The organism is Peribacillus phoenicis, from assembly GCF_047238085.1.
Taxonomy (GTDB): Bacteria; Bacillota; Bacilli; order Bacillales; family DSM-1321; genus Peribacillus.
On record NZ_JBDFMF010000001.1, the window covers coordinates 5,017,375 to 5,042,170 of the forward strand.

A 24,796-nucleotide genomic window follows, 5' to 3' on the forward strand; every position below is an offset into this window, starting at 1 on the left:
TTTATTTGGGAGTATGGAGAAAATACTCCGTGAGTTTGGTGCTTTTACTCGTGAGTTTCACGCTTTTACTCGTGAATTTCGCGCAAATACTCGTGAGTTTCGCGCTTTTACTCGTGAGTTTATAGGACATAAACCAAAAGGAAAACCCCGCTATTAGCGAGGTTTCCGATTATAAGCTTCTTTTCTTCTCATTACATCAAGGCATATTTAACCGAGATAGCGGCAAACGATAAAGCTTATCATCCTTTTCATCAGGATTTCCTCGGCCGTCCGTATTGTTGCTTATGAAATAAAGAAATTCTTCATCAACGAATACATCGCGTATCCTTCCTGAGCCCGTAATGATATTAGTCAGTTTTCCGCTTTTTACATCATAACTTTTAAGCGCTTCGCCCCTTAAGGCTGCAAAATAGAGCTTTCCGTCAAAATAGGCCATGCCAGAAGGAGCCCATGTATTTTCACCGGAATGAATCAATGGTTTTACCATATCAGCTTTTTGCTCATCGCCCTGTTTCTCTGGCCAGCCATAGTTCTTACCCGGATCAATTTTATTTAATTCATCGTGAGCCGAATCTCCGTGCTCACTTTCATACAACTGTCCTGCATCATCCCAAGCAAGGCCTTGTGGATTGCGGTGACCGTATGAATAGACGTATGAATTCGCGAAAGGATTATCGTTCGGAATGGTGCCATCCAGGTTCATGCGCAGAATTTTCCCGCCTAAAGAATCTGTGTCCTGTGCGATCTCAGCCCTTCTTGCATCACCTGTCGTTGCATATAGCTTATCATCCTGACCAATCTTGATCCTGCCGCCATGGTGGAAGTCCCCGCTTGGTATTCCGTCGATTAAGGTCTCCATCTCCTGCCACTCATCATCATTTTTTTCTAAAATGACGATTCGATTGATGGAATTCCCGCCTTCTTCATACGTATAATAAGCGAAAGCTTGCCCACTGTTAGAAAAATCGGGAGCTAATAAAAATCCAAGCAAACCAGCTTCCGCTTTAGATGACAATGTCTTTTTTAGGTTGACCTTTTGCCGTGTCATCTTACCATTGTCCCATTCAACGATGGTTCCTGTCCGCTCCGAAACATACATTGTGTCCCCATTCTTCTGAATCGACCATGGGGCATGCAAGTTCGTTACCAGCACATCCGGATCTTCGCCTAAAGTGCCCGTCACTTCCTTGTCAGGATTCGGCTCGGTTTTACTGTCATCATCATTCATGTTACATCCAGTTAAAATCAATGCAGCCATAAGGAAAAATAAGAGCAACTTTTTCAAAAGTCTTTCCCCCTTCGATTCATGAGTTTAATAGGCTGACTGTTTAAGTACCTTTAAAATGGCCTCCGCTACACCGGATTCATCATTCTTGCCTGTTACTTCATCACACAGTTTTTTTATTTCGAGCGGGGCATTTCCCATTGCGACAGACAAGCCTACCCGTTCAAACATAGATACATCATTATAATTATCCCCAATAGCCATCGTTTCCTGCATCGAGCCGGATTTTCCATTCACATATGTTTCAAGTGCCGTACCTTTTTGAGCTGTTTCACTCATGATTTCCACATTTTCACGTCCCGATGAAGTGACTGTAACTCCCTGTCCTTTCAATTTCGAAGCAATTTCATTTAATAAATTTAAATCCTTTGAAAAGCTGAGAATTTTATAATATTCCTCATTCGAACGGCTAAATAACTCGGAATAATCGGTAATGGAAGTTACCTGTCCAAGCTGTAAACGCTCCTCCGCATATTTCCGCATATTCTCAGGGTCAATGTCCGGATTGGCTGTAACGAATACATCAACCAAAACAGATATTGCGTTTTCATAGTCTTTAGAATAAATTCCCTGACTCGTATATATTTCGAAATAAATCCCTTGTTCTTCGAGGAATCCAGCGACCATTTTAGCAGTGGCAGCTGACATTGGATTGGAAGCGGCAATATTTCCGTCCTCCGTGAAGAGGGCGGCACCATTTACACAGATGACAGGGCAAACGATGCCTGCTTCATCTAAAGCGAACCTTGCTTCCACATAAGATCTTCCAGTAGCAATGATCACTTCCACTCCCTCACTTTGCGCCCTCTGGATAGCTTGCTTATTATCCTCACTGACCTTTTGCATTTTGTTTAACAATGTTCCGTCCATATCAATCGCAATCGTCTTTATCAATTCAACCGGCTCCTTTTTTTTCAATATAATCCCTATTTTAACCGAAAGGACGTGGATAAACACGTTTAACAAACCCGTATCTATTCTTGTGTGACTTCCGTCATTAAAAAATCGTCTTATGTATATAAATAAACTGCACCTATTAAAATAGGCGCAGTTTGTTTTCTTAATGCAGAATCGTTTGGCTATCGACATCTTGTGCCCGTTCAATGATCTGTTCTTGGATGTCTCTTTGAATGTCATCGATGGCTGTAAAGTCCATTGCTTTTACATAAATCTTTTCAAGTTCGTCATGCAGTTCTTTCGCCTTAGCCAGATTTGCTGTCGCTTCATTCATTTTTGTCCGATACCTGGTGGAAACATCCTTTAACTGATCGGCATAAATTTCATCTGTTCCAGGCAGGATAGCCGTTTTATATATATCTATGATTTCATCACCTTCACAACTCGGGAAATATTCATGAGGTGATGTGCTGTCAAAAATGGCGATCCCTACCTCCCGGACGATTACCATGTCCAAGCTATGCGGATCGAATCCGCAATGATATACTTCCACATCAAAGCCCCTTTGCTCCGCAGCCTTTGCAATCTTTTTCAGCATCGTTGATTTCCCTGAACCTGGACGTCCCTTTAAAAAGTACCGTTTTTGTATTCCCTCAGTAATATTCGGGATGAAATCAACTGCACCCTTTGGTGTAGCTGCCCCTAAGAATCGGTGACGAACATCTGACTTCTTATTAAGGGTTATATCTCTATAAAAGCCTTCTATCAATTTATTGGTCAACCCATTCAATTTAGCGAAATCAATATTTGCTTTATAAATGTCTTCCCATTCATCATGTATCTTCAATGCTTCAGCGAATAGGGCATATGCCTTCTCGAAACTCTTGCTTCTCGCATTCGTCAATCTTATGATGGCCGCTCTTTCAGAAGCCAGCTGCTGGGAATTCCAGGCAGCCCCCAGATTGACATATTCCTCAATTGCCCCAGGTGCCTTCGGCTCAATCACATGCGGCGCGGTCCCATCCACGAGTCCGATTTTCAAAGCAGGAATGATCACTCCATCAATGGAATCATTATCGGACGAACAATGTAAATACTCGATGTCATAGTCTTTATCCAGCCATTCTTGGCCGATTTTTTTCATAATGGTCGATTTACCGGAACCAGGTCCTCCTTTTAAAATGAACAATCTTTCCAGACCTGCCAAATTGGAATCATATAAACTATAAAAACCTTTAGCCGTATTGCCTCCTGCGAAATAATGCATCACTTTTCCTGTCACTTTCACACTCTCCCTCACAATACAGATGTGATCTTCAAGACAGCGTATGCAGAAAAGAACTAATAGGTGAATGCCTACAGGTTAACAGTCTATTTTATTAGGGCTGCAGATTCCGCTTGTGTGACCTCTAGGAATTCTGACGGTTTTAACACGATCTGTGTACCGATCTTTCCCCCGCTTACGATGATTTCAGGCAGGTTTGCTGCACTTTCGTCAATAAAGGTCGGGTATAGCTTTTTCATTCCGATCGGTGAACAGCCTCCCCGAATGTACCCTGTGTATTTTTGCAGATCTTTAACCGCAAGCATTTCAATTTTTTTTGCACCTGCAGCCTTCGCTGCTTTTTTCAAATCCAGTTCGGTGGCTACAGGAATGACAAATACGTAAAGCTGCTGCGGTCCGTTATGGGTAACAAGCGTTTTAAAAACGGTTTCTGGCGCTTTTCCAATTTTGTCCGCAACAGTGATCCCATCGATTTTTCCATCGCGGGCATCATAGCTCATCATGCCATACTCTATACGTTTGTTATCAAGAATTCGCATTGCATTCGTTTTACTGGCTCCCATAGAAAATTCCCCTTATCGTTTTCTACCATCTTACCATTTTAAATACCAGGCAAAAAGAAAAGCACAGTGCCTACTGCATCTGTGCTTTCCCTAAGAATCATTCTAAATGACGTCTTTGGAAATCAGCGATTCTCTTGTAGTCGCCTTCCAATTGCCTGCTCACGGATAAATAAATCGACATTAATTCTTCATATACTTTAACGTTCTCTTCGATCGGGATAAGTTCATTCGTTTCACCAACCATACCTTCAACCTCATCAAGGCTTTGGATTTCGCCTAAAGCGTATAATCCAAGAACGGCTGCACCTAAGCTTGAACTCTCGAAGCTTTCGGGAATTGTCACGTTTTGATTGAATATGTCAGCCATGATTTGGCGCCAGAGCTTTGAACGGACAAATCCGCCGCTTGCATGGATCTTCTCGGGAGCACCCGTCAATTCCTTAACAGCAAGAAGGACACTGTACAAATTATACATCACACCCTCCAGCACTGCCCGGACCATATGGTCACGAGTGTGATGAAGCGCCAGTCCGAAGAAGGAGCCCCTTGCATCGGCACTCCATAATGGTGCCCGTTCCCCTGCCATATACGGGTGGAATATCAAACCATCAGAACCAGGTGCAATATTGGAAGCCATATCCGTAAGGATCTCATAGGAGTCCTGTCCCGAAGCCTTCGCTTTTTCGATTTCCACACGGCCTAATTGATCGCGTGCCCATCGGAAGGTGATTCCCCCATTGTTGACCGGTCCGCCGATTACCCAATGATTCTCAGTAAGGGCATAGCAGAATGTCCTGCCTTTCGGATCGGTAAGCGGCCGGTCACTGACGGTTCTTACCGCACCGCTCGTTCCGATTGTCACTGCCAGGACGCCTGGCTTGATTGCGTTTTGCCCTAAGTTGGCAAGCACACCATCACTCGCGCCAATCACAAACGGGGTACCAGCCTGAATGTTCATTTTCGCAGCTAATTCCTCACTTAATCCTGAGAGGATATGCGTTGTAGGGACAAGCATCGGCAGCTTATCAGCCCCAATTCCAGCAATGGTGAGTGCCTCTTCATCCCACTTCAGGTCATTCATGTTGAACATGCCCGTTGCAGAAGCGAGTGAATAATCCATCACATACTCATTGAAAAATTTATAGATGATGTATTCTTTAATTCCGATAAATTTGTCCGTTTCGTTAAAAATAGCGGGATGCTCATTTTTTAACCACATTACTTTCGTGATTGGGGACATCGGGTGAATGGGTGTTCCGGTCCTGTGATACAATTGCATCCCTTGTTCCGAAGCCTTCAATTTCCTCGCATAGGCAACACTTCGATTATCAGCCCATGTAATGCTATTTGTCAGCGGTCTGCCGTCTTTTCCCATTGCAATCAAGCTATGCATCGCCGAACTGAACGATATCAAGCCCAGTTCTTGCTTTTCTATCCCGCTTGCAATCATAACCTCGCCTATTGCAATGATGACCGCTTTATAAATTTCTTCGGGATCTTGTTCCGCCACGGAAGGAGTTGGACTGTGCAGAGGATATCCCCTCGAACAAGATTGGACAACCTCCCCCCCTTTTGAAAAAAGAACAACCTTCGTACTCGTCGTACCAATATCTATCCCCATCATATAACCTGAATGTCCCATATTTACAACATGCTCCTTTCTCTTAAACAATTGAATTCAATAGTAAGATTAGGATAAGTGAAACGACTGATATAATCGTTTCCATAACCGTCCAAGACTTTAACCTTTGTGAGACTGTTAAATTAAATCTTTAGCGAACATAAGCTGCAACGGCTTCATCCACCCCGCTCGTGATCAATACAATTTTAAATGCACCGCACGCCCCGATAATCAAGATGATGGAGGCAGGCGGACATGAATTGGTTTAGTTCTTCTTTATTAAAACCTCTAGCGCATCCTAATGTAAAGAATGAAACGACCACAGAAATCATGAGGGTGATGATTGGCTTTCCAATGAAGGCATTCCAATCATTTCATATTGAATCTTCAGCAAACAAAGCACCGAAAGCAACAATAAAAAGATCGGCATTAAAATCGTGTTCCGCTAGCCTCTCGATGCTTGTACATCCATTAACAATGGCATTGGGAATTCCGATGATCAAAGCATATAAAATGCCAAAAGGGATTAGCTCCATCACTGCACCGCCGACTCGGCAAACCAAGAGTATTACCTCCCCCTATCTGAACAGCATCTGCAACATCCGGAATATCCATACCTGCGATAACCCTAAAATGACGGAAGCAAGAAGTAACGCAATAAATGGGGACCATCTTGCTTTGGCTATGATATTAAGAGCAAACCATTATTATGGCTAACAATCAATAAAAGTAAGATTTCAATGAAAAAAGCATCGAACCAGTTCTTTATGAACAAACTCGATGCCTGATTCAGTCATGAGAACATCATTCTCCAATGAAAAGAGGACCGGATATGTGCTTGATTTCTTTCTCCAAATGTTCAGGATAGGCAATGAGGAAGCAGGTGGATGGTCCTGATGATTTTTCGATATCGACTTTATCACTTATATGCTCAGAAACACCTTCACCACTTTGATCCAGGTGCTTCCATTCATATGCTATCCCTTTTGAGCCGACTGGAAGTGCCAGAACGTCTTCCATTTCACATAGGCTTTTATATAAAGATAATGGCGCGACCCAATCTTGCTGTTCCATTACTTCTTCTCCAACGAGCGGCTTGCCGATCAGAGCGATTTTCCGTAAGGGCTGTTGCTTTTTAACACGTTCATTCACTCGTTTCCCAATCACCATAAGACCAAGTGCTGATTGAAGAAGCGGCATGTTACTTTCTGTGCTGCCAGTGATGGGAAGATCCTCCATTCCCAATTCACCCAGCCCCTTTTTGACACCCCTGGTCAAGTCCTCCCAGGCTTCATCACCGCAGAAATTATTTAGAACGACGGATACGGGTCTTCCGCCAACGCCCAAACACTCCATGACGGCAACCCGAAAGGAATAATAGCCAACGACTTCATAAGGGACATGGACAAGGTCCTTTTCCTTCAGCCCGATACCGCCGCTATTATCACTAGAAACAATCAATGAATCTGATTCGGAAAATGGCAAAATCAATGAATCACTCATTCTACAAGTCCATCTTTAAAAAGCATTTTTTTCAAAACAGGCTCCAAGCGTGGCAGTAAAAGGGCAGCCAATACTACATTTACCGCCGTCGCTGCCGTTAATCCCGGAACCAATAACGTGTAAAAACCAGGGCTGATCAGAAATGCGAAAGGCAGGGCTAAAACGAAGGCATTACCGATAAAGAAGAGGAAAAATGCGCCTACTTTTTTTCCGTTTATATATAAAATGCCAAACATCCATGCCAGGACTGCCATTTCGACCATGATCAAAAAGTGGAATGGCCCAAGCGGCATGCCGCCGATGAACGCTGAAATGATATGACCAAGCCCAGCAACTATAGCCCCCGATACCGGGCCAAGTATGACAGCCGCCAAAAGGGCCGGGAAACTATCCAAAGCGATGCTCCCGATCGGGGAAGGGATTTTAATCATTGCCCCTACCGCCGATAAGGCAATGAATATAGCGATTGCACTAATTTTTCTTACGTCCATGTTTACTCTTTTTCCTTTCTTTTCCCTCCACGGAACACATTTGCGCTGCGGATATACTCCACATCTTTCACACCAAGACGGAAATTGATCACACGTGCAACAGCAAAGAAGTAATCCGACAAACGATTTAAATATTGAAGTGATAATGGTGAAACAGCCGCACCGGACTTGATCAATGAAACTACCAATCGTTCTGCCCTTCTTGTAACGGTTCGGGCAATATGAATGGTTGCAGCCGCTTTTGAGCCGCCAGGCAGGATAAACTTTTCCAATTCCGGCGCTTCAAGTATGAAAGCATCTATCCGTTCTTCCAAATAGGTAATGGCCTCATCCGTCAGCTTTTGTGGGGCCTTCTCGGAAACCGTTGCCAAATCACCGCCGCAGTCAAACAACTCATGCTGGATTTTCTCTAGGTCGGCCAATATATCCGTAAATATCGCTGCATCCAATTCTGTCACCGCAAGACCGATATAGCTATTCACTTCATCAACCGTTCCATAAGATTCGACACGGATGTCATCCTTGTCAAGCCGACCTCCGATTACGCTTGTTTGTCCCTTATCCCCTGTACGTGTATAGATTTTCATCCCAATTACCTCCTCTACTTTATTCGCTGGTCAATTCCATACCAGATGATATCAACGCGCCTTGATATGGATACTACATCTTGAAAGACCCATCCGCAGGCATCGCGCCATCTGCGATCTCTTTCTTCCATCGGCACTATGCCTTTGGTGATATCTGAACCGATCACAATGCAGTTGCGTTCATCTCTTTCTTTCTCCCATATTCGCCAATCAGCCATGATTTCCTTCCATTTTTTTCGAATCGAATCTGAATCCATCTTTTCTGCATCTTGTTGAATCCATGCATCCAACCCTTGCAATACAACAGTCTTGCCTTGGAAAACAATCATTTCCGGCTGTTCTTTTCGATAACCGGATAGCCAAAGGACATCATTTTCCAAACCATAAAATTGCTTTACCCATTTAGTTTTGCCATTATAGGCGCCTCCTGTAACAAAGTGCAGCGTTCTCCCCTCCTTAAGCTGTTCCGGTCTTCCCATATCAGCTCATATCCCCGGCCATGGGAAATCCTCCAATCAAAAAAAGACTTTTCCTGCGGGGCATAGCGGACCAATAAATCACGGATTACCCCTCCATGCGTCATTAGGGCAAATCGGTTCTCCTTACAGGCAATCAATTCCTTCCAGCCATTATTCACACGCTCGGAAAATGCCGGATAACTTTCACCCCCAGGCACCAGTGCCTCCATGGGACGTTCCAGCCAATTAAGATAATCTCCATCTGTCTTCAACTCATGATACGTCCGTCCTTCCCAATTGCCGAAGTTCATCTCACGGAACGAAGGGTTTTTGACCGGAACTGCATGCGGAAACAGAAGTCGTGCAGTTTCCACACAGCGGGGCAAATCACTGCTGAAAATTTTTTCATACTGTGGGTATGAGCCCCTTAAGTCCAGTATTTCCTTTTCTCCTTCGGTACTTAATGGAGAATCCGTCCAGCCTAAATAGGCCTTACGTTCATTTGCTGCTGTCAGCCCATGGCGAAGTAGTGTAATAGCCACAATATCAGCCATAACCAAAGCTCAACCCCTTCCACGGAAGCCCCCAGTACATCCCCCGTTATCCCACCGAACCAACTGACGATTTTACGTTTTATATAAACCAGGAAAAACACGGCAGCCAGAAACATGATGAAAAATAAGGTGACAAGCTTAAAATCGATGATCCAGGCAATCGTCAGACTTACAAGGAGATACAGCCAATAAATGGGCAAACTGCTTTTCGTCACTGCACTTTGAAAAAAAGCTCCTAGCCCCTCTTTTTTAGCCAGCGGCATCCGGATGAGTAAATAACCCATCACACATTTGCTTAAGAGCGGAAGGGCAATGATCAAGAAGTATGTCCATTCATTTACCCTTTCGACAATTTCATAGATAAATAGAAACCTTGCGGCCAATAGGACTATGACGGAGATGACACCGAATGCACCTGTCCTGGAATCCTTCATGATTTCCAATCGCCGATCTTTATCCTGATAGGAAAAAAAAGCATCACTTGCATCGATCCAGCCATCGAGATGCAAACCTCCCGTTAATGCCATGGTCAAAAACCAAAGGAAAAAGGCAATCGCAAGCGATGACAATGGGGTCCATTCCACTAGTGCATACAAAACGCCGCCCAATAACAATCCTAGCAAAAGACCTACTAATGGAAAGGTTTGAATGGCACGGTGAATATATTTCTTCTCCATCGGAAGCTGCTTCTTTATTGGAAAGACGGTAAAGAACTGCAGGTTAATTAAAAATCCGATCACTCCGCTCATCCCTGCATCCCCCCTTTCTTCCGCAATGGAATCCCCGCTTCCACTAGATAGGCTTCATCGGCCTGCCCGACGATCGTTTGATGAAGCAGGCCCAGTGTTTTTCCGTATATATGGAGGAAATCATCCTGAAAAATCGGTTCCTGCACCAATTCATTGCTCACGACTATTAAACAGCTGGATTGTTTTCTTATCTCATTGATCCCGGTTATTATTTTTGAAAAAACGCTATTTAAGAATTCTTCTTCAAGCGGAATGCCAGGGCCAAATAGCTCGTTATCAAGCAGGGTTGTCAGACAATCGAGCAGAATTATGGAATCATGATCAATGTCCGCACCTATTCTTGTAATATCCGTTGCGTATTCAGAGGTCTTCCAAGCAATCGGGCTGCTTTCCCTATCTTTCCGATGCCTAAGGATGCGTTCACCCATTTCAGCATCACTAACACGGCCGCAGGCGAGATAATGCAAGTTCCCATTCGTTTGGAGCGCAAACTCCAGTGCTTTTCTTTCTGCGAAGCTGCTTTTTCCTGAACGGACACCCCCGGTTATAAAACAGAGCCTTGCTTTCTCCACTGTCTTACCCCCTCCATCAGTGCTTCGTTATCATGTTCACTCTTCACTGCAAACCGAAGCCACACTCCGTCCAAACCCGGAAAATTATAGGTATGGCGCGGTACGATTCCTTTTTTCAGCAAAAAGGGGAAAAGGGATAGAGATTCATCCTTCACCAAATAAAAATTAACTGTGCTAGCCGAGACATTCAACCCTTGCTCCTCATAAAACCGGAATAGTTTTTGCTTTTGCCATGCAATATAGTCTCTTGTTTTTCTCATATAGGCTTCTTCCGCAAAACAGATTTTCCCCACTTCAAGCGCCACGTGGTTGACGCTCCAATGCGGCTTATAGTTTCTTACCCGTTTTATGATGTCAGGTGCCGCAAGCAAATAGCCTAGTCTCAAACCCGGGATTGCAAAGATTTTAGTCATTGATCTTAGAATGAGTAAATGTGGAAATGCATTGATTAAAGAAGCATAACTAAAGGCATCTTCCGTAAAATCATAAAAAGCCTCATCCAATACAACCAGGCAATCCGCTTTTTGGCATTCCATGATCAATTCCCTGACTGCATCCCGATTAAATGAAACACCCGTCGGATTATTAGGCGTACATAAGAAAATTGCATCATATTCGGGTAATCGGGGAATCAATCGCTCCAAGTCCAATTGCCACTCAGGAGCATCAAGCTGGTGAAAATCGACCTTACATCCTGCTGCCAAACAAGCTTCAGCATATTCCGCAAATGCCGGCTGAATGATCAGCACCCTTTGATTGGCTAATCCGTTCGCTACCAGCATGATTATTTCAGCACCACCGTTCCCCACCAAAACGGATTGCTCAGGAAGAGCTTCTTTTTTTGCAATGGATTTTGTCAGTTCAATGGCATGCGGATCTGGGTATTGAAGGATTCCTTCGAAAAATCCAGCCCACTGTTCCTTTATGCGTAAAGGCGGACCCAATGGGTTGATGTTAGCACTGAAGTCGAGAACCCCTTCAGGCATCTCGATTTTCAGCGCTTCATAAAGATAATGAGGATTAGAGCCATGAGAAGGTAATGTCAAGAATAAGCCCCCCTAGCCATAGCATCAGCAGAAATAGAAAAGATGACCGATGCATGATGGTAATCGTTTTTGGTATATGTTTTGCTTCCAATCGAACAAGCGGAACTCCCATCCTCGCACGGTCGGAAACAATTCCGTTGTACATATTAAGGCCTCCAAGCTGTATTCCCAAAATCGCAGCAACGCCTGCTTCACACCACCCGCTATTCGGGCTTGGATGTTTTTTTGCGTCATTAAACAATATCCTCCATCTAGCACCAAATCCATGATAGTGAGATTTTGAGCTCAGTAACATCAGGTAACCGGTGAGGCGGCTGGGAATCCAGTTCACGATATCATCGAGCTTGGCTGAAGCCCAGCCGAATTGCCCATATTTATCATTTTTGTACCCTACCATGGAATCGCATGTATTAATCGCCCTGTACACCATAGCGAGCTGCGCACCGCCAATAGCTGCCCAAAACATTGGGGCTGTAATCCCATCACTGGTATTTTCCGCTACAGTTTCCACGGTGCCCCTGACAATTTCGGATTCATCAAGATCCTCCGTATCACGGCCCACGATATAGGAAAGCTTTAGCCTCGCTTCAGGAAAATCGCGTTCATTAAGCGGAAGGCAAACATCCATCCCAGCTTGCTTCAAGCCCTTCTGAGCTATCGTAGTAGAAATGACAGCAGCTTCCCAAAGGATACCTGCAAGCGGATGGATTAGATAAGCCAAATAGACGGTAAGACCCGTAATCAATAACACCGCCGATAAGACGATGATCAACATGAAGAGTCCATTCCGTTTCTTATATGCCCCTCTATTGAATGCCAGATCCAGCTTGCTTATCATCGTTCCTATCCATTTGACTGGATGCGGCCAATTTGGCGGATCACCGATTAATAGATCAAGGAAAAATGCCAGCGTAACCGCAAAAAGATGATGATAGATCATAAATCCTCAATCCGTTTCCGATTATTCTTTAATGCTTCCACTGTACAATCATATACACCGCGACTGATCAGCTTCCCTAACGGAGTGATGGTGCCTGCATATTGAAGCTTTGCCCCTCTTTGAGCAGCCGCAATCAAAATGCTGTCAGTCGATGTTCCTGTTGCACATGTATTTGTCACCTTATCCAGTACATGCAAATCATGAAGCGCTTTTACTTTTGCCTCGGTCGCAGTAACTATGCTGTGGATGAAAGCCTCTTCTGCCAAATGTCCATTTACGAATATCCATGTATTTATCGTTCCCGGAGCGGAACTCCAAGAATGCCGGTCAGCTAAAGAAGCGTCGATGGCATTTCCTACACCAGCCGTCACGATAATGAAAACAGAGAAATCTTCCGCTCTTAAAAGCTTGAAAGCAACCGTATCGAGAAAGACAGCTGTCATCATCCCTACCGTCTCCTGAGGTTCAAAACCATGAGTTTTTAAATACTCGGCCATTTCAACATGATGATCCTCGCAGTCATAGCCATGATGTACGTGCCTATTCACAAAATATTTATGCCAGCCCGTCCCCGAACCAGTCACTCCGGAAGACATCGTTCTAAGCGGGATCGGAGAATCCAATTGAATCATCTCAGGTCCGACTGTCAGATAAGATTCATCAATTTCCCATGTAATAGTATCATGGCCATGCTTTTCCGGAACGATGAACATCTGCGGTTTCGGAAGGGCGGGATGTGGATGTTTTTCGATCGTCGTATGATATACACCCTGAATCCGTTCCTGTTGGAGCACTTCATTCGGCACATCAACAACCTGAATTTTCCCCTTCTCAAGCAACATCAGCCGATCACAATATAACCCAGCCAAATTCAGGTCATGGAAAATTGAAATAACGGTCAAATTCTGCTCTTTTGCCATTTTCCTCATTAAATCAAGAAGGTCTTTTTGATAGGAAAGATCCAAGTGATTCGTAGGTTCATCCAAAAAAAGGATTTCAGGCTCTTGGGCAAGTGCCTGTGCCAGCAGGACCCGCTGCCTCTCCCCTCCTGATAATCGTTCAAAATGCAGATCCTGGAAATCGGCTACGCCCGTTTGTTCCATAACCCGTTGGACAATCGCTTCATCTTCTGCGGACCAACTATGGAACCAACCTGATTGATGGGCATATCGCCCAAGTGAGACCGTCTCTTTTACTGTATAGGAGAAAGCTAATGAGGAATGTTGAGGGAGCACAGCAATGACCTGTGCAAGTTGTTTTGACGAATAATCCTTCAAATCCCTACCTCTTATCCGTACGCTTCCGCCCTTATAATCGAGCACCCCGCTAAGCATTCCTAAGAGCGTCGTTTTTCCGCTGCCATTAGGACCAAGAATCCCGAATAATTCTCCTTTATGTACATCAAAAGAGACAGAGTCCAAAACAGCTTTGTTGTCATATCCACCTGTTAACCCTTTAACTTCAAGCATCCGTTTTTACCCTTCTCTCCGTCTCTTTAATAAAATCAGCGCAAATGCAGGTGCCCCGATAAGTGAGGTGATCACCCCGATCGGCAGTTCCGATGGGGCAATGACCGTCCGTGCTACAAAGTCAGCCAAAATTAGAAATCCGCTTCCTATCAACAATGACAGCGGAAGCAAATGTTTATGGTCAGGTCCCCATATCTTTCGGACAAAATGAGGAATGACCAATCCTACAAAGCCAATCGCCCCTGAAACGGCAACCGCTGCCCCTGTCAATGTCGAACCGGCTATCAAGATCCACATTTTCCGCCGCTTAACATTCACACCTAAGTGTTTTGCCCGGTCTTCCCCAAAAGTCATCGCATTCAATTCACTTGTATTCATGATCAAGATAAACGAACCAAGAATAAAAAACGGCAAAATGATTGCAATATAATTCCATCCGCGCATTGAAACGCTTCCCATCAACCAGCCGATGATTTGTCTTAATTCATCACCCGTCAGCGCAATCATCAATGAAATGAATGCACTTAAAAACGAGCTGAAAATGATTCCCGTTAAAATGATCGTTTCCACTTTCATCGATCGATCCATTTTTTTTGCAAAAGTCAATACGCAGAGCATCGTGAGCACTGAGCATAAGATGCTCAGTGCCGGAAGAGTGTATAAACCGATGAACGGCAGTGATATATTCAAGAATATTGTCAATACGGCGCCGACCGATGCTCCTGATGAAATACCTAATGTGTAAGGATCAGCGAGCGGGTTCCGGAGCAGCCCCTGAAATGCCGCACCCGCAATCGCAAGCGATGCCCCGACCAAACCCGCAAGCAACACACGCGGCAAGCGGATGTTCATCACGATATTCGTCAGCATCACATCCGGATCAGCAGAAATCGGCAAATGAAAGATCTCCTTGCCGATTATTTGTAAAAGTACGGGAATCGGTACTGACACCGAACCAAAGGAAATGCCTATCGTCATTGCGAATAACAAAATTAACAACGCAATCAAATAAGCAAACGTCCATTTAGTTGTTAAATTGGTTCGGATAGACTGATTTGGCAAGTTCCTCTACTCCCTCTATCAAGCGTGGACCGGAACGGGTCACCAAGTCAGAATGGACATCAAAGACTTTGCCATTCTTAACAGCATTTACGTCTTGCCATCCTTTTCGGCCCTTCACTTCACTTACTGAATCTTTCGTATAATAACCATAAGTTGTAATGATGACATCAGGATTTGCAGCAATCATCGACTCTTCATCAATTTTTGCCCAACCGTCCAAATCAGCAGCAGCATTATCCGCTGAAATAATATTAAGCATCTCATTCATGAAAGTATTTTTTCCCGGTGTGTATATTTCCGGTGAAGGCGAAACCTCCACTAAAACTGTCTTCCTATCCTCTTCCTTTACGGATTTGGCTTTTTCCTCGATATCCTTGAGCTTCGTTTTCATATCCGCAACGATTTCGTTTGCCTTGTCATGTTCACCCGTTGCCTGTCCAATCATTTCAATAGACTCATAGACTTGGTCAAAGCTTTGTGCATCATTGACTACGAGGACATCTATTCCAGCATCCTTAAGCTGTTGTAAACCCTCATTCGAATTATGGGCACTTGATGCATGCGCAAGAACAAGGTCAGGCTTCATGGAGACAATCAGCTCCGTGTTCATTTCCATTCCGCCAACTTTCTCAATTTCCTTCGTTTCTTCCGGGTAATTATCATTATCGGAAACACCAATGACCTTTTTACCCAAACCAAGTGCAAAGACCACTTCCGTATTACTTGGTATTAACGAAACGATTTTCTTCGGTTTTTGTTCTATCGTTACTTTTTCCCCAGTTGCATCTTTAATCGTAATCGGGAAAGCTTCGTGTTGAGCATGATTCGTTTGCTGCTTTTCTTTTCCTTCATCAGTAGTGTCACTGCAGCCGACCATCATGCCTGCAACAAGCAACATCAACAGTATCAGACCAAAAATTTTCTTCATTTTCATTCCCCACAATCTTTTTATTTAATTTCTTTCCACCTCATAATCTTGGAAGATGCCCCCAAAACAAAAAGCACCTCCCGTTAAACGGAAGGTGCTTGTATGGCAACAATATCATTACGGACTTCTTATGGTCTGCCACACACCTTCCCATCCGCGTAGGTTACAGGTGTACGAATTTTGGCAGGTCTCCTGGCTCATGGTCATCGTCAACGGCACCTTCCCATATCTCATACAGTGGTACACAGCCGTCAGCTCCCATATACAGTGGCGGGACCGCGCTGGCATTTCACCAGCTTCCCTTTTAAGTCATTACGACACCAAATCGTTCATATGTATATAATTTTCACTGCCTTCATTATACACCATGTAAGAATCGATTATTAAATGATTTTTCTGAACAGGTTCGAAATGCCCCTGCCACCTTCAATGATTTGAAGCATTTTCAATCAGTGACGCAAACCCATCGACTGATAACCCGGGTGAAATCCGAACTCGATGCAGGGCATGCATCCCTTGTTCCCTTGAAGCTCCCCCAGGTTCGGTAGTGACTGCCATCTTGTATCCAGCTTCCTCTGACAGCCTGAGAGTCTCTTCGTTATACCGGCCAACCGGATAGGAAAGCACTGTCGTGTCCTGGTCGAGAATACGGTCGAATAGCTCCTTCGACTGGACCATTTCAGCTTCTTGCTGCTCTGCCGTCATGCGGTTCAGCTCCAAATGGTTGATAGTATGGCTTTCGATCGAAATCCCATTCCTGCTCATCTCCATCATTTGATTTTCAGTCAGGTGATGACCTTTATCAATGGACTTCCCGATCATGAAGACAGTTGCTTTCATATCATTTTCTTTTATTATCGGAAAAGCCTCCGTGAAGTTATCTGTATAGCCATCATCAAAAGTAAGCCAGACGCACTTCTCACTTGGCATCCGATTCTCGGTTAATACGAGGAATGCTTCTTCAGGGGATAATGTATAGTAGCCATTCTCCCGAAGCCAAGCCATCTGAGACCGGAATTCCTCCCTTGGAACCCGAAGGCGATTACCTTCAGAAATGCTGTGATACATCAAGATTGGAAGCTGGACGTCGGACTCGACCGTTATCCAGTCTTCCGTATCGATTTTGCCCTCCAATTCCTGCCCTTCCGCATTCTCCGCCGCTTCGGCGACTTCAATTTCATCTTCCGCAATCGGTGCAGCAGTCTTTGTGCCTATACCTTCTAAAATCCCTTGTGAGCATCCAGGTAAAATCAAAATCCCCAGCAATGCCGCCATCCATAAAACTCTATATTTTCCCACTATCATTCTCCTAATTTTTTATAGTGAAATAGTACCAGAAAACTAGCGATTAATAAAGTATTCCATTAAATGAAAAAAAGGGAAAGACAAGAGTAAGGATTTTTTTTCATAAGTATGTGCTATTAGCTTGAAAAGTTTGCCTATAAGAAATATAATAAATAAGTCGTCGACTTTTTTATATGTCCCAGTAGCTCAGCAGGATAGAGCGACAGCCTCCTAAGCTGTAGGTCGTAGGTTCGATTCCTATCTGGGACGCTAATTATAAACCCCTGTTACAAGCGGTCCTTCCGCGGAGTAACAGGGGGTTTTTTCTGTTGGTTAAGAACAATTGATTTTTTGATGGAGAAAACGCAGATCTCAAAGCTAAATTATTTCATCAAGCCATATAGATATAAAAAATCTGATTGCAAACTATGCATAAAGGTTGGAAATATTGGCGAACAAGAATACAAACTGTTTGATAGTAAAAAGCGTTGTATTTATTACGTCAATATATACCTGAAAAAAATAATGGATTTCTGGATATAATCATGTCTTTTTTTGAAATATATGTTTTAACCTGTCCAATCCGGGTATACAAATACTGTAAGACATTCTCACCAAAGGAGATGATAGTGCATGATGAGTACAATCAGAAGCCAATGGAACAAAGAGAATGACGCAGCGGTTTTTAGTCCCGGTGATCAGCGTTAGAGTCAATTGAAGAGTTGGATGATAATCAAACATGGGAATTACTAGTCTTCTCATCCAAAGGAGGAAGATACGATCATGAGTATTTACAGCCTATGGAATCCAGAGAATGATGAAGCAATTTTCAGTCCGGGTGATCAGAAGCCATTCAGTACGCTCATACGAGTAGATTCGGATAAACACACACACACTGACAAAACACTTGAATATGAATTACATGGCACCGTACTGAATGAAATTTAGTCGAAGCAGGAATATACCGAAAAAGGATGGAGCGATTGCTCCATCCTTTTTCTTTTATTTATCGAATTTCAGTTTCGCCAAGGCATCTGCCAATGCAGTATTAATCGGCTCTTCTTTATTTTGCTTTTTCATATAATTGGATACTTCATTTTTGGATACTTTTTGATTTTTATTTTGCCCTCTTCGTTTATTGTAAGAAGATAGTTTTTCGTGAAAACCGCATTTACAGGTGAATGTCTGTGCTTCTCCTTGACCGCGCATTTCCATCTTTTTATGACATTGCGGGCATCTGGCATTTGTTACACGTGAAACACTTTTTTTGTGGCCGCAATCACGATCTTGACAGACGAGCATTTTTCCCTTTTTACTATTCACTTCTAGCATCAGCTTGCCGCAATCAGGACATTTCGTTCCTGACGGGGACGAATATGGAATATCTCCTACTTTAAGATTTATTCAAATATAGAAACTACAATTTCTCCTAAAAAAGTTAAATGAAATTTCACGCTTAAAAAAAGAAGTTTAAATTCTCAAACAAGCAATGTCTATTATGTCCTCTAAAATAGGAGTGTATGGGGCAATTTCCTCCTTGAAATTATGTTATATTAGACGGTAAATAGTTAGTAAGGGAGTTTGAACAAATGTCAAAAAGTGTGGTAATTGCTGAGAAGCCTTCAGTTGCACGTGATATCGCAAATGTATTGAAGTGCAATAAAAAAGGCAATGGGTTTTTAGAAGGCGATAAATACATCGTTACGTGGGCATTAGGACATTTAGTTACACTAGCAGATCCAGAGGCATACGATATTAAATATAAAACCTGGAAACTGGAAGACCTTCCTATGCTTCCTGAACACATGAAGTTAGTTGTCATGAAACAAACAGGAAAGCAATTTAATACTGTTAAAACACAATTAAATCGCAGTGATGTAAATGAAGTAATTGTGGCTACTGATGCAGGGAGAGAAGGAGAATTAGTTGCACGTTGGATTATTGATAAAGCAAAAGTTCATAAGCCTATCAAACGACTCTGGATTTCTTCTGTAACAGATAAAGCTATTAAAGATGGATTCAATAACTTAAAGCCTGGTAAAGCTTATGAAGACTTGTATACTTCTGCAGTAGCACGTTCGGAAGCGGATTGGTATATCGGCTTGAATGCAACTCGTGCCTTAACGACAAAATTTAATGCACAATTAAACTGTGGACGTGTTCAAACACCAACAGTTGCAATGGTTGCAGCACGCGAAGAGGAAATTGCGAATTTCAAACCGCAAACCTATTATGGAATCGAAGCCCAAACGGATGGACTCAAGTTAACGTGGCAAGATGAAAATGGAAATAGTCGCAGCTTTAATAAAGAAAAGACCGACGCAATCGTGAAATCACTTGGAAGTAAAGATGCGACTGTTGTTACCATTGACCGCAAAGCAAAGAAAACATTCGCACCTGGTCTATATGATTTAACAGAGTTACAACGTGATGGGAATAAACTCTTTGGCTATTCTGCTAAAGAAACATTGAACATTATGCAAAAATTGTACGAGCAACACAAAGTCTTGACTTATCCCCGTACAGATTCACGTTATTTATCATCCGATATCGTTAGTACGCTTCCGGAGCGTTTAAAAGCATGTGCCATAGGTGAATATCGTCCTCTTGCAAATAAAGTGTTAAGTAAACCTATTAAAGTGTCAAAAGGATTTGTGGATGATAGTAAAGTGAGTGATCACCATGCCATTATTCCAACTGAAGGTTACGTAAATATTTCATCCTTCACTGACAAAGAACGCAAAATCTACGACCTTGTCGTGAAACGTTTCTTAGCTGTTTTATTCCCTGCATTTGAATATGAGCAATTAACAGTGCAAACGAAAATCGGGGATCAAAAATTTATCGCTAAAGGAAAAACAGTGATTCATTCTGGCTGGAAAGAAGTTTATGCAAACCATTTTGATGATGAAGAATCAGATGATGTAAAAGAGCAGTTATTACCTCGTATTGAAAAAGACGATGTATTAAAGACAAAAATAATCACTCAAACGTCAGGCCAAACAAAGCCCCCAGCACGCTTTACTGAGGCGACTTTACTATCAGCAATGGAAAATCCCACGAAATACATGAAAACAAATGATAAAAAGCTTGTGGACACGTTAAAATCTACTGGAGGACTTGGTACAGTAGCCACTCGTGCTGATATCATCGATAAATTATTTAATTCGTTCTTATTCGAAAAACGTGGCGGTAAGGAAATCTATATCACAGCTAAGGGGCGTCAGCTTTTAGATTTAGTGCCAGAAAAACTAAAATCTCCTGCAACAACAGCTGAGTGGGAACAAAAGCTCGAGCTAATCGCAAAAGGGAAACTGAAAAAAGATGTGTTCATCAATGAAATGAAAGATTACACAAAAGAGATTGTCAGTGCAATCAAAACGAGTGACAAAAAATATAAACATGACAATATCTCAACGAAATCCTGTCCAGACTGTGGTAAGCCAATGCTTGAAGTGAATAGCAAAAAAGGCAAAATGCTCGTCTGCCAAGATCGTGAATGCGGCCATAAAAAGAATGTCGCCCGTGTAACGAATGCACGCTGTCCACAATGTAAAAAGAAAATGGAACTACGTGGTGAAGGCGATGGTCAAATCTTCACATGTAAATGCGGATACCGCGAGAAACTATCTGCTTTTGAAGCAAGACGTAAAAAAGAGTCTGGTGGAAAAGTGGATAAACGTTCCGTTCAGAAATATTTAAAAGAGCAGGAAAAAGAAGCCGAACCGATTAATAATCCATTTGCGGACTTATTAAAAGGGTTTAATTTAGATAAATAATAATTTTTTGCCCTCCACTCCCGAAAATGTAGATTTAGGGAGCGGAGGGCAAAACATCCAAATTGATTTCCGCAACCCAAAACGAGACGATAACCAATCTTTAAAATGCCCTGTCGAAGTCCATTTGAGATAAAGAACGTACATAATCTTCGTAAAATGAGTGATTTGGAAGCTTTATGAGGTGAAAGCTGCACGTACAGTGTGGAGCAGAACAAAAGATGAAGATTATATCGTTATTAAGTGTCAATTTACGCCTATTTTACAGGTGTTAAGAAGAAAGAAACATTTTTATTAGTCGAAAATCCACTTTGGTTAAGTTCCAACCATGTATTCTCCTTCAGGTCAATTTCAAACTGATTAGCATCTCCAAAGGAATCTCCTCCTATAATTTTTTGCAAATCATCAGATATAATTTGGAACCATGGATCCTCCTTTAATGATTCATTATTCCTGGTTTCATAAGTAATGATATATTTTCCGGATTTTATTTGTTCATCAATTTGATAGAAACCAGAATGATGTATTTTATAGACATCACCATCTTTACTAACTGGTGAAAAAGCTGATCTTTCAAGCTTAATTGTTCCTTTTCCACTAACTTGGGCTATATTTTCATCATAAAGTTTCAAACCTAAAAAATGATCACCATCTGAAAGTTGAGTACCATTAAAATAATTATCACCATCGCTTGTAACGTCATAATACCCCTCTGGAATATCGTTTCCTACATGGAAGTTGCCTTGTGTGAGTCTGTATTCGATACCTCCGCCCTTGATTTTTTTTGTTTCAAGGTGTTCATTTGGCGTAAGAGATTTTATGAATTCCGGTATGGATATGATTGTGAGTAAACATACAAATGTGATAACCAAAAAAATCATTTGAGATTTTCTCATCATTTTAACCGTCCATTACTAATTTCTATAACTTCATCACAAATCGGGAAAACATCCTCTTTATTATGAGTGGCAATAATGATAGTTGCACCTCTCTCCCGTTCTTCTTGAAAAATATCAAGTTCCACACCTTTTTCATCAATTGCATTAGTTGGTTCATCCAATAAAATAATTTCAGGTTTTTCAAAAATTGCTTGTGCTATATTCAGTCGCTGCTTCATACCTAGAGAATATTTTCTTACTTTCAATGTACCGAACCGATCCAGCTCAAGTCTCTTTATGGCGTGTTGTATATCTTCGAGCGACGCTGTTTTCTTAATCGCAGCAAGAATTTTCAAATTAGTCTCAGCATCGAATTGGGGAAGCAATTCGAGATTTTCAATAATAATACCGATACTTGGCGGAAACGAAATATCTTTATGCAATACTTTTTCATTAATGGTTACACTGCCTTCAGTTGGAATAATAAGTCCAGCTATCGCCCGAAGCAACATGGTCTTACCAGATCCATTTTTTCCAACCAAACCATAGATTCTCCCTTTTTCGAAGGTGTAAGTGATGTTTTGTAAAACATTATTTTTTTTTAACTTCTTTGATAAGTCATGGACTTCAATCATTATAATTCCTCACATTAATTCTATTTTTTTTATTCTTATTACGGAAAGACAAAGCAGAAACAAAATAATAACAACTAAAAAAAGCCCCGGCTCATTTAATTGGCCTACCGTTTCCTGCAAGTTAGGATTAGCAATAATGCCATTGCGAAAACTCATTGAAAGGTTCGGGAAAAACACATGAAATAGCACTTTTTTTTGAACGAAACCTTCAACAATCGTTATTGATAGAAGCACATAACAATTGGTTAATATAAACGCCAATTGAGATTTCATATACAGTTCCAATATCATTTGTATGGATAAAATAGCCATGATTGTTAACACATAAAACAATATACCTTCAAACAGGTGTGTAAATTCAAGTACAGGATCAGATTCCAAGATTGTTTGAAAAAAAGTTGTAGCAATTAATTGAGAAAAAACTAAAACCAGTACAACCCTCCACATATGGATTACTTTAGACATTAGCCATGAAATCCTACTTTTTCCCCTTAAAATGATATATTTTCCGTAATCAAATAGTGAATCCGAGATGTGTCCTAATAAAATGAAGCTACTTGCAGCTATCGATATATACCAGCCCATTAAATAGGTAACTGAGTGAGGATAACTAACTGGTGTCGGTACCCCATCCAAAAACGGAAAGGAAGAATGAGCTAAACTATCATTCATGAAATATACATATTGGATGAGTGCAACAATAAACAAGATGAACGCTTCATTTCTAAATTGAGTCATTTTTCAGGTAATCCTTCCTTTGAAACATGTTCCACCCAAAAACAAGCAGGACTACGACAATCGTTATTTGGCGCAAAAAAATCGTTACTATACTGTACATATCACCAGAAGCTACTAATAATAAAACGATATTTGCTAGATCTCGAATCGGTGTATACAACTCTTGCATGACTAACTTATTGAAAAAGAAAGTCAATGTCACAATAAAAAACACAAAAGAGTAAGATAATATATCTGAATTTAGGATCGTTTTAATCGCTATATAAAGAAGAGCTAGCGAGAAATAATAAAAAACAAGACCAAGAAACTCACATAATAGGATCTGAACAAAACTTACATCTTTTAAAAAAACACTTCCCAAATAGAAAAAGTTATAGCCACTTAAAATGAAAAGATGGATTGTAACGAAAATAAGAACTGCATAGAAAGCATTTAGAACGTCCTTCTGATATTTTGCACCACGCATTAAATATCTAACTGTTGCTGCTGCATGACTTGGAGTTGCAGTGTTTTTTACGAACATCAAAAAAGGATAAGTGAAAAATAGCACATGTGCTTCGATTGAATTCGGCGAATATATATTAGAGTTTATTGAGAGAAACCTGTTATAAAGTGGTTGAAGATGAACAAAGTCACTTGTTTGTTTATACCAAAGCACCACCATAAACAGGAATAAACAGATAGTTGAAAGCAACCGTTTAGATTTCATTTATCTTCACCTCATGGAGGTACGTCAATATATACAGAATAAGAAAAGCAAGAGTTGAAGTAATAAAAATGGGTACTAAAGTCTCTAACCCGTACTCGGCAAACGGTTGAAATAGATACATTACCGACTCCTTATTTGAAATAAGGATATACCAAAATGCAAACGTTACTGGATACGTTATTTTTTTATCGTAAGTCAGCATACTAAAGCAAGTACCAGCAGCCCCTATCAAACCCGCAAAAAAAGAGGTTGTTAAGGAAAATAAAAAGATACTAAGATAAGGACTTTCCACTTGCTTCTTTAAAAAAGCTTCCCCTGACACTCCGTCATAATTGTTCGCTGAACTAAATCCAGCCATATCAAAAAAAAGAAAATTGATTAGAAAATTTATTGTTAAGGCTAAAAAAATCACAGAAAAAGACATAATAAAAGCAGTTTTAAGCTTAACAAAGAAGTATTTCTTTTTTCCTAATTTAGAAATCCAAATGTCTCTAACGCCTGTCTTCTTATCTTGTATAGGATCATCTGAGCAAATCACCAGTAAGTAAAGTGGGAGAAACCACAGTAAAATAATTTGTGTTACATGTCCAATCGTCGACCCTGAAAGAAAAAAGGCCTCCGCCAGATAGGAATCTTCATAAATAACAGCCGATAATAACTGAATGATCTCCATACAAGGAATCAGGATGATAGCTAAAATTACAATACGGCTTAATTTATTTCTTAACACTCTACTAAATTGACTTTTCATTTTTTCTCCTTGTTA

Annotated in this window: 26 protein-coding genes, 1 tRNA gene, 2 pseudogenes and 1 riboswitch; of the genes and pseudogenes, 4 read left to right on the top strand and 25 right to left on the bottom strand. The window is 41.6% G+C overall.

Annotated elements, in window-relative coordinates; all coding sequences use genetic code 11:
- Positions 1-196: 196 nt before the first annotated feature.
- From ABC374_RS24870 to ABC374_RS28770, 6 genes and pseudogenes are all read right to left on the bottom strand, one after another.
- A complete protein-coding gene (locus ABC374_RS24870) occupies positions 197-1,285 on the bottom strand; it encodes a PQQ-dependent sugar dehydrogenase (RefSeq protein WP_413020043.1) in 1,089 nt (362 codons plus the stop codon).
- A gap of 27 nt (positions 1,286-1,312) precedes the next feature.
- Positions 1,313-2,179, bottom strand: coding sequence for a Cof-type HAD-IIB family hydrolase (locus ABC374_RS24875; protein ID WP_350300727.1), 867 nt, complete (start codon positions 2,177-2,179; stop codon positions 1,313-1,315).
- A 166-nt stretch (positions 2,180-2,345) separates the two neighbouring features.
- Positions 2,346-3,464: a PRK06851 family protein gene (locus ABC374_RS24880; RefSeq protein ID WP_214744312.1), complete on the bottom strand. Its 1,119-nt coding sequence runs from the start codon at positions 3,462-3,464 to the stop codon at positions 2,346-2,348.
- Positions 3,465-3,553: 89 nt separating this feature from the next.
- Complete coding sequence (gene ybaK / locus ABC374_RS24885) at positions 3,554-4,030, bottom strand: Cys-tRNA(Pro) deacylase (protein WP_350300729.1); 477 nt, start codon at positions 4,028-4,030, stop codon at positions 3,554-3,556.
- 97 nt (positions 4,031-4,127) lie between these two features.
- A complete protein-coding gene (gntK, locus tag ABC374_RS24890; RefSeq protein ID WP_413020044.1) occupies positions 4,128-5,672 on the bottom strand; it encodes a gluconokinase in 1,545 nt (514 codons plus the stop codon).
- A gap of 22 nt (positions 5,673-5,694) precedes the next feature.
- Positions 5,695-6,010, bottom strand: a pseudogene (locus ABC374_RS28770) (GntT/GntP/DsdX family permease); the annotation flags it as partial.
- Between ABC374_RS28770 and ABC374_RS24905 the strand changes: the two are divergent.
- Positions 5,907-6,368: a hypothetical protein gene (locus tag ABC374_RS24905; RefSeq protein WP_413020447.1), complete on the top strand. Its 462-nt coding sequence runs from the start codon at positions 5,907-5,909 to the stop codon at positions 6,366-6,368. The pseudogene ABC374_RS28770 and the gene ABC374_RS24905 overlap by 104 nt on opposite strands.
- A gap of 87 nt (positions 6,369-6,455) precedes the next feature.
- On the opposite strand, the gene ABC374_RS24910 is transcribed toward ABC374_RS24905, so the two are convergent.
- From ABC374_RS24910 to ABC374_RS24970, 13 genes are all read right to left on the bottom strand, one after another.
- Positions 6,456-7,154 (bottom strand): ATP-binding protein, encoded by a 699-nt coding sequence (locus tag ABC374_RS24910; protein ID WP_413020045.1) that lies wholly within the window; start codon positions 7,152-7,154, stop codon positions 6,456-6,458.
- Positions 7,151-7,645, bottom strand: a complete 495-nt coding sequence (locus tag ABC374_RS24915; protein ID WP_350300732.1) for an ECF transporter S component — start codon at positions 7,643-7,645, stop codon at positions 7,151-7,153. The genes ABC374_RS24910 and ABC374_RS24915 overlap by 4 nt, the downstream gene beginning before the upstream one ends.
- 2 nt (positions 7,646-7,647) lie before the next feature.
- Positions 7,648-8,232, bottom strand: a complete 585-nt coding sequence (locus tag ABC374_RS24920; protein WP_413020046.1) for a cob(I)yrinic acid a,c-diamide adenosyltransferase — start codon at positions 8,230-8,232, stop codon at positions 7,648-7,650.
- Positions 8,233-8,246: 14 nt separating this feature from the next.
- The gene (locus ABC374_RS24925; protein ID WP_413020047.1) at positions 8,247-8,711 is read right to left on the bottom strand and encodes a bifunctional adenosylcobinamide kinase/adenosylcobinamide-phosphate guanylyltransferase; all 465 of its coding nucleotides are present in this window, start codon (positions 8,709-8,711) and stop codon (positions 8,247-8,249) included.
- Positions 8,627-9,244 (bottom strand): histidine phosphatase family protein, encoded by a 618-nt coding sequence (locus tag ABC374_RS24930; protein WP_413020048.1) that lies wholly within the window; start codon positions 9,242-9,244, stop codon positions 8,627-8,629. Before ABC374_RS24930 ends, ABC374_RS24925 begins: the two co-directional genes overlap by 85 nt.
- Positions 9,202-9,993: an adenosylcobinamide-GDP ribazoletransferase gene (gene cobS, locus ABC374_RS24935; RefSeq protein ID WP_350300735.1), complete on the bottom strand. Its 792-nt coding sequence runs from the start codon at positions 9,991-9,993 to the stop codon at positions 9,202-9,204. Before cobS ends, ABC374_RS24930 begins: the two co-directional genes overlap by 43 nt.
- The gene (locus tag ABC374_RS24940) at positions 9,990-10,565 is read right to left on the bottom strand and encodes a bifunctional adenosylcobinamide kinase/adenosylcobinamide-phosphate guanylyltransferase (RefSeq protein ID WP_413020049.1); all 576 of its coding nucleotides are present in this window, start codon (positions 10,563-10,565) and stop codon (positions 9,990-9,992) included. Before ABC374_RS24940 ends, cobS begins: the two co-directional genes overlap by 4 nt.
- Positions 10,538-11,611: a threonine-phosphate decarboxylase CobD gene (gene cobD, locus ABC374_RS24945; protein WP_413020050.1), complete on the bottom strand. Its 1,074-nt coding sequence runs from the start codon at positions 11,609-11,611 to the stop codon at positions 10,538-10,540. The genes ABC374_RS24940 and cobD overlap by 28 nt, the downstream gene beginning before the upstream one ends.
- Positions 11,586-12,551, bottom strand: a complete 966-nt coding sequence (gene cbiB, locus ABC374_RS24950; protein ID WP_350300738.1) for an adenosylcobinamide-phosphate synthase CbiB — start codon at positions 12,549-12,551, stop codon at positions 11,586-11,588. Before cbiB ends, cobD begins: the two co-directional genes overlap by 26 nt.
- Positions 12,548-14,020 (bottom strand): heme ABC transporter ATP-binding protein, encoded by a 1,473-nt coding sequence (locus ABC374_RS24955; RefSeq protein ID WP_413020051.1) that lies wholly within the window; start codon positions 14,018-14,020, stop codon positions 12,548-12,550. Before ABC374_RS24955 ends, cbiB begins: the two co-directional genes overlap by 4 nt.
- Positions 14,021-14,026: 6 nt before the next feature.
- A complete protein-coding gene (locus tag ABC374_RS24960; RefSeq protein ID WP_350300740.1) occupies positions 14,027-15,082 on the bottom strand; it encodes a FecCD family ABC transporter permease in 1,056 nt (351 codons plus the stop codon).
- Positions 15,045-16,010: an ABC transporter substrate-binding protein gene (locus ABC374_RS24965; protein WP_350300741.1), complete on the bottom strand. Its 966-nt coding sequence runs from the start codon at positions 16,008-16,010 to the stop codon at positions 15,045-15,047. Before ABC374_RS24965 ends, ABC374_RS24960 begins: the two co-directional genes overlap by 38 nt.
- A 165-nt stretch (positions 16,011-16,175) precedes the next feature.
- A riboswitch (cobalamin riboswitch) is annotated at positions 16,176-16,350 on the bottom strand.
- A gap of 86 nt (positions 16,351-16,436) precedes the next feature.
- A complete protein-coding gene (locus ABC374_RS24970; protein WP_413020053.1) occupies positions 16,437-17,315 on the bottom strand; it encodes a polysaccharide deacetylase family protein in 879 nt (292 codons plus the stop codon).
- A 175-nt stretch (positions 17,316-17,490) separates the two neighbouring features.
- On the opposite strand from ABC374_RS24970, the gene ABC374_RS24975 reads away from it, so the two are divergent.
- Positions 17,491-17,564, top strand: a tRNA-Arg gene (locus ABC374_RS24975).
- Between the two features lie 513 nt (positions 17,565-18,077).
- Positions 18,078-18,242: a hypothetical protein gene (locus ABC374_RS24980; protein ID WP_156404392.1), complete on the top strand. Its 165-nt coding sequence runs from the start codon at positions 18,078-18,080 to the stop codon at positions 18,240-18,242.
- 54 nt (positions 18,243-18,296) lie between these two features.
- On the opposite strand, the pseudogene ABC374_RS24985 reads toward ABC374_RS24980, so the two are convergent.
- Positions 18,297-18,659: pseudogene (locus ABC374_RS24985) on the bottom strand (DNA topoisomerase III); the annotation flags it as partial.
- A gap of 224 nt (positions 18,660-18,883) precedes the next feature.
- Here ABC374_RS24985 and ABC374_RS24990 point away from each other — a divergent pair.
- On the top strand, positions 18,884-21,073 hold the full coding sequence (locus ABC374_RS24990) for a DNA topoisomerase III (RefSeq protein WP_350300742.1): 2,190 nt from the start codon (positions 18,884-18,886) through the stop codon (positions 21,071-21,073).
- A 254-nt stretch (positions 21,074-21,327) separates the two neighbouring features.
- Here ABC374_RS24990 and ABC374_RS24995 read toward each other — a convergent pair whose 3' ends face one another.
- Genes ABC374_RS24995 through ABC374_RS25015 form a run of 5 tightly spaced genes read right to left on the bottom strand, consistent with a single transcriptional unit; the run spans position 21,328 to position 24,781 of the window.
- Positions 21,328-21,969 (bottom strand): hypothetical protein, encoded by a 642-nt coding sequence (locus tag ABC374_RS24995; RefSeq protein WP_350300743.1) that lies wholly within the window; start codon positions 21,967-21,969, stop codon positions 21,328-21,330.
- Positions 21,966-22,583 carry an ABC transporter ATP-binding protein gene (locus ABC374_RS25000; RefSeq protein WP_413020054.1) on the bottom strand — a complete coding sequence of 206 codons (618 nt, stop codon included), beginning with the start codon at positions 22,581-22,583 and terminating at the stop codon, positions 21,966-21,968. The genes ABC374_RS24995 and ABC374_RS25000 overlap by 4 nt, the downstream gene beginning before the upstream one ends.
- Before the next feature lie 9 nt (positions 22,584-22,592).
- The gene (locus ABC374_RS25005) at positions 22,593-23,321 is read right to left on the bottom strand and encodes a DUF2705 family protein (RefSeq protein ID WP_350300745.1); all 729 of its coding nucleotides are present in this window, start codon (positions 23,319-23,321) and stop codon (positions 22,593-22,595) included.
- Positions 23,308-24,030 carry a WxPxxD family membrane protein gene (locus ABC374_RS25010; RefSeq protein ID WP_413020056.1) on the bottom strand — a complete coding sequence of 241 codons (723 nt, stop codon included), beginning with the start codon at positions 24,028-24,030 and terminating at the stop codon, positions 23,308-23,310. The genes ABC374_RS25005 and ABC374_RS25010 overlap by 14 nt, the downstream gene beginning before the upstream one ends.
- Entirely contained in the window at positions 24,020-24,781 is a 762-nt protein-coding gene (locus tag ABC374_RS25015) for a hypothetical protein (protein WP_413020057.1), read from the bottom strand. Before ABC374_RS25015 ends, ABC374_RS25010 begins: the two co-directional genes overlap by 11 nt.
- Positions 24,782-24,796 lie beyond the last annotated feature (15 nt).

What these genes read in the sequence shown, in the direction of transcription:
- ABC374_RS24920 (WP_413020046.1), bottom strand. Translation starts at nt 8,232, where the DNA reads ATGAAAATCTATACACGTACAGGGGATAAGGGACAAACAAGCGTAATC.
- ABC374_RS24995 (WP_350300743.1), bottom strand. Translation starts at nt 21,969, where the DNA reads ATGATGAGAAAATCTCAAATGATTTTTTTGGTTATCACATTTGTATGT.
- ABC374_RS25010 (WP_413020056.1), bottom strand. Translation starts at nt 24,030, where the DNA reads ATGAAATCTAAACGGTTGCTTTCAACTATCTGTTTATTCCTGTTTATG.
- cbiB (WP_350300738.1), bottom strand. Translation starts at nt 12,551, where the DNA reads ATGATCTATCATCATCTTTTTGCGGTTACGCTGGCATTTTTCCTTGAT.
- ABC374_RS24965 (WP_350300741.1), bottom strand. Translation starts at nt 16,010, where the DNA reads ATGAAGAAAATTTTTGGTCTGATACTGTTGATGTTGCTTGTTGCAGGC.
- ABC374_RS25000 (WP_413020054.1), bottom strand. Translation starts at nt 22,583, where the DNA reads ATGATTGAAGTCCATGACTTATCAAAGAAGTTAAAAAAAAATAATGTT.
- ABC374_RS24955 (WP_413020051.1), bottom strand. Translation starts at nt 14,020, where the DNA reads ATGCTTGAAGTTAAAGGGTTAACAGGTGGATATGACAACAAAGCTGTT.
- ABC374_RS24925 (WP_413020047.1), bottom strand. Translation starts at nt 8,711, where the DNA reads ATGGGAAGACCGGAACAGCTTAAGGAGGGGAGAACGCTGCACTTTGTT.
- ABC374_RS24980 (WP_156404392.1), top strand. Translation starts at nt 18,078, where the DNA reads ATGAGTATTTACAGCCTATGGAATCCAGAGAATGATGAAGCAATTTTC.
- ABC374_RS25015 (WP_413020057.1), bottom strand. Translation starts at nt 24,781, where the DNA reads ATGAAAAGTCAATTTAGTAGAGTGTTAAGAAATAAATTAAGCCGTATT.
- ybaK (WP_350300729.1), bottom strand. Translation starts at nt 4,030, where the DNA reads ATGGGAGCCAGTAAAACGAATGCAATGCGAATTCTTGATAACAAACGT.
- ABC374_RS24970 (WP_413020053.1), bottom strand. Translation starts at nt 17,315, where the DNA reads ATGATAGTGGGAAAATATAGAGTTTTATGGATGGCGGCATTGCTGGGG.
- gntK (WP_413020044.1), bottom strand. Translation starts at nt 5,672, where the DNA reads ATGGGACATTCAGGTTATATGATGGGGATAGATATTGGTACGACGAGT.
- ABC374_RS24910 (WP_413020045.1), bottom strand. Translation starts at nt 7,154, where the DNA reads ATGAGTGATTCATTGATTTTGCCATTTTCCGAATCAGATTCATTGATT.
- ABC374_RS24990 (WP_350300742.1), top strand. Translation starts at nt 18,884, where the DNA reads ATGTCAAAAAGTGTGGTAATTGCTGAGAAGCCTTCAGTTGCACGTGAT.
- cobS (WP_350300735.1), bottom strand. Translation starts at nt 9,993, where the DNA reads ATGAGCGGAGTGATCGGATTTTTAATTAACCTGCAGTTCTTTACCGTC.
- ABC374_RS25005 (WP_350300745.1), bottom strand. Translation starts at nt 23,321, where the DNA reads ATGACTCAATTTAGAAATGAAGCGTTCATCTTGTTTATTGTTGCACTC.
- ABC374_RS24905 (WP_413020447.1), top strand. Translation starts at nt 5,907, where the DNA reads ATGAATTGGTTTAGTTCTTCTTTATTAAAACCTCTAGCGCATCCTAAT.
- ABC374_RS24915 (WP_350300732.1), bottom strand. Translation starts at nt 7,645, where the DNA reads ATGGACGTAAGAAAAATTAGTGCAATCGCTATATTCATTGCCTTATCG.
- ABC374_RS24930 (WP_413020048.1), bottom strand. Translation starts at nt 9,244, where the DNA reads ATGGCTGATATTGTGGCTATTACACTACTTCGCCATGGGCTGACAGCA.